Here is a 3,818-nt window from a genome sequence, read left to right as displayed (position 1 = left end):
CCTTAGGCAGCACCAACGCGCTGCATATTTTCAAAGGTCTGGCGTGACACGCAACAATCAAAGACATCTAGCCCCTCGCAAAGCTCTTAGAGCCTTCAAATATCGTTCAATTCAGCCCATGCATCATACGAATAATTATCATCAACTTTTTCAAACGAAACACCCTTCAAGCCAGTTGCCGCCGACTTGAACCTCTCACTACAAAACAGCTCTAAGGTTTCTTGACATCTAAAAATATCCGACTGCAGCTCTGGGGAAACCACAAACCTACTTATAGCATCAATATTCACCGCCCCCGTATAAATATGACTTTCAATTTCGAGACCGGTCTCCAGGTCCTTGGATGTTTCGAATACCGACTCAATCTTATCCAGAGCCGCTAAACTTTCACCAGGAAGAAAAATGAAAAACTCCCCTTTCCTAGACTGCTCCTTATAGGTTATCTCCAAAGGAATAGCCTTATACTTCCCCCCAATCTCATCGCAAACCTCTAAAAATTTTTTCGAAACATAAGTATCACCGATGCTGTAGTAATCAAACTCCAGATCCGACAACTCCATTTCAAGCCCGGACAGCTTTAAAACATATTTTTTTGTTATATTTAGCCCCAGCGGACTTGGCTCAAACGGATCCCATTCAAACTCACTACAATTAAAAAAACCTGACAACACGATTGGGCAGCCACTGCCCTGCGGGTCATAGCGTAAAACGTAATAATTGGAACCACTCACAAAAGCCTCCCAGTGATCGCATCCACTACAAAGTATTATTCTCCAGTCTTTCTTTCGCGAAACTCTGGATTTTACCTATACCTAATACCAATTGCGTATCAGAAACCTTACCAGCCCTAAAGGCGTCATTCAAAGCAGAAATCTTAGACTCAATGACCTTAGTATATTTAGCATGACTTGACCAATGCCCTGGCAGATCAATGTTTTGCGTTAGCTTCCTACTACCCGGCAAAAATATACCATTGGATGCACCATCATCATTAAAGCCCATTGACCGAAGCCTGTTAAACATTTTTTCGTAACGAGGCTTTTTCATTATTTCTTCGGGGATTAAATGATGATTAGCCACTCCATCCCCCTTTCTGGCCCCATGTTATTACCCAGTTTCGTAGAGCACCACCCCAGCGGATCGATTTCTTGGATAGGATTTTCAGCGTACGAATATATATTCAAGCCACCTGCCAAGCCTATGGGGTCCTGAGTCAAAAATCGGCCAACCTTAGGATCATAGAATCTGAAAGTGTTGTAATGCAGTCCGGTTTCGACATCAAAGTATTGGCCTTGGAAGCGTAGATTCTGCTCAACCTTATTAACAGGCAGTTGCTCTACAGCCCCCCAACAACGGTACGTCGCCTGCCAAATGATCTGCCCGTCACTGTCCGTCAGCTCCAACGGCGTGCCAATCTGGTCCGTATGGAAGTAATAGACCTTCTGCCCTTCCCCTTCAACCTGATCAACCCGCGCCAACGGCGCATAGCTACCCGGCTCGTACAGGTACAGAATGTTCTGCCCAGGCGTTTCCTCCCGCAGCATCCTCAGCCCCTGCCAAAGAAAGCGTTTCTGCTCGGCCTTGCCATTGATCTCCGACTGCTTGGCCACCCGCCGTCCGAGGCTGTCGTACCGGTACTCGCCTCGGCTTTCCAGCTTGCCGTTAACCAACGTCTCCGCCCGCACCAGCCGGTTCTCGCAGTCATAGTTAAAACTCTGCAACTTGCTATGCCCCGAGCGCTTCTCGACCAGATTGCCCCACGGGTCGTAGCGGTACTCCTGATCCCGCCACTGTTTGATGCGGTTGTCCTTGACCTTGTCGAACTGCCGCGCATTGAAGTCCAGGCGGTTGGCTGCCGGGTCGTAGCGGAATTCCTCGCTGCCGATCAGCGAACCGGTATCGCGACTGCGCAACTGGCCGTTGGCTTCGTACTCGTACTTGATCTCGCCACGCAGCTTGTCGAGGGTACGCACCAGTTCACCGGCCGGGTCGTACTGGTAACGGCGGTGGATCGGGTTGTAGGCGTGCTCGACCAGCAACGAGGTATTGATGCCGGTGTTGTGCACCTGCGAAAGCTTGTCGGCCGGCAAGGTCGAGGCAAACTGCCAGGCCTTGCGCCCCATGGCGTCATAACCGAAGCAACTGGTGAGCTTGCCCTGGGTGCGGTACACCTCACGATGCAGGTCATTGCGCTCCATGTCGCTGATCACCTGGCCGTCCAGGTTCGCTGGTGCAGGTGTCCGCTGCCGTATTACAAGTAGTTGGACTTTCGATCATCCGTCGGGGCGTACTGGTGACGGCGATGGATCGAATTGTAAGCGTAGTCTACCAGCAGCGACGTTAACGCCGAGGCGGTTGGAGATCTTATCGCTGTTCAATTCAAGCGAACAACCGGGATGACTCCGGTTGCTTAGTATAATTCATTCGAAATACCATTAGGAAAATCCTGAATAATCTCTTTTGGCACAGAGCGTAGAACGGGCGCTCTCAATAGACTTCATTAAATGTTTTGCTGGCCCCACTTAAAGGCAGCAGGACCAGAAGAACACACTTGCTGTTAAAGATTAAACTTGGATTTCGGTCTAAATATTGAAATGCTCTTTCACGTCTTTGTCGCCCATAGGGGAATAGGATGGATAATCACACTTACTTCCTGCCAAAGAGCTCTCATTATCAAAAATATCAACAAGCTTGACATTATCGGCTACACCGTACACATACCTCACCGACTCTTGTTTTGACGGCCTATAATCTAAATCGTGAGCAACAATTCTCCAGTCACCCTCAGCTTTACGATCAAAAAGCGAATAAGAATCTAATATGACAGGGTCACCTAAGCGCTTGAAAGAAAGTGAATCAACCGCTGGGACATTAAGAACCTTGTCAAAAATCTCCACTACATGGCCAAGGCTATTTTGGGTTATAATGCGACCAACCCCATATTTTTTGGAGTCTAAAGCAAAGCAAAATATATCCCCGCTTTTTATTTTTTTATAACTTGTTTTGATCTTTTTGTCCCACTCATAAACCTCAAGTGACGTCATCCGCAACCTCCTTTCAATGCAGCAGTTTTCTTGGCGAAATTACTTTCGAAATTAGCTTGGCGAGCTGGAGCTCTCGTAGTATTTGCATGATCATATGAGTTGATCTTGTTTCCGCGATTTTTATGTGAGATCTCTTCGCCTACTATGCCAGTTTTTGTCTCATAGTGTTCAATATAGGCCTGTTCAAAACCTCGTGCTTCCCCATAGGTAATATTTTTGTCAAGAGGCTCCATCCTCGCCCCAGGGCTTAGTCTGTTACTGCCAGCATGCTCTGCTCTACGTCGTGATAGATCATCAGTGATTCCCACATAATAGGGTTTATCACTCCCCTTATCAAACAAGCCATAAACATTATACCCCGGCGCTTGTTCGTGGACCCAGCCAAGAGGGTCGATCCAAGTGACCGGATTAGGTGTGTACCTATAAAGATTATCACTACCATCCAACCCAATTGGATCTTGCGAGATAAATCTCCCTACTCCCGGATCATAATAACGAAAAGTATTGTAATGGAGATTAATCTCTTTATCGAAATATTGCCCTTGCAGCCGCAAATTTTGCTCAGTGATATCCACCACAAGTTCATCGATTTCGGCCCATGAGCGATACGTCGCCTGCCAAACGATCTGCCCGTCACTGTCCGTCAGTTCCAGCGGCGTACCAATCTGGTCAGTATGGAAGTAATAGACCTTCTGTCCTTCCCCTTCAACCTGATCAACCCGCGCCAACGGCGCATAGCTACCCGGCTCGTACAGGTACAGGATGTTCTGCCCA

4 protein-coding genes and 1 pseudogene are annotated in these 3,818 nt (G+C 47.8%); all 5 read right to left on the bottom strand.

From position 1 onward, the window contains the following. Nucleotides 1-95: 95 nt before the first annotated feature. Entirely contained in the window at nt 96-731 is a 636-nt protein-coding gene (locus BJQ17_RS29500; protein ID WP_054889731.1) for an imm11 family protein, read from the bottom strand. Between the two features lie 25 nt (nt 732-756). Continuing rightward, nucleotides 757-1,080 carry an AHH domain-containing protein gene (locus BJQ17_RS32375; RefSeq protein ID WP_108192012.1) on the bottom strand — a complete coding sequence of 108 codons (324 nt, stop codon included), beginning with the start codon at nt 1,078-1,080 and terminating at the stop codon, nt 757-759. Nucleotides 1,081-1,123: 43 nt separating this feature from the next. Then, nucleotides 1,124-2,278: pseudogene (locus tag BJQ17_RS32370) on the bottom strand (RHS repeat-associated core domain-containing protein); the annotation flags it as partial. A gap of 304 nt (nt 2,279-2,582) precedes the next feature. Beyond that, nucleotides 2,583-3,044: an Imm26 family immunity protein gene (locus tag BJQ17_RS29490; RefSeq protein WP_070096983.1), complete on the bottom strand. Its 462-nt coding sequence runs from the start codon at nt 3,042-3,044 to the stop codon at nt 2,583-2,585. Then, nucleotides 3,041-3,818 (bottom strand): RHS repeat-associated core domain-containing protein (locus BJQ17_RS29485; RefSeq protein ID WP_139139841.1); only part of this gene is annotated, 778 nt, incomplete at its 5' end. The genes BJQ17_RS29490 and BJQ17_RS29485, both read right to left, overlap by 4 nt.

The organism is Pseudomonas sp. NBRC 111139 (genome assembly GCF_001753955.1).
Classification (GTDB): domain Bacteria; phylum Pseudomonadota; class Gammaproteobacteria; order Pseudomonadales; family Pseudomonadaceae; genus Aquipseudomonas; species Aquipseudomonas alloputida.
This window is presented reverse-complemented; position numbering and strand designations above follow the sequence as displayed.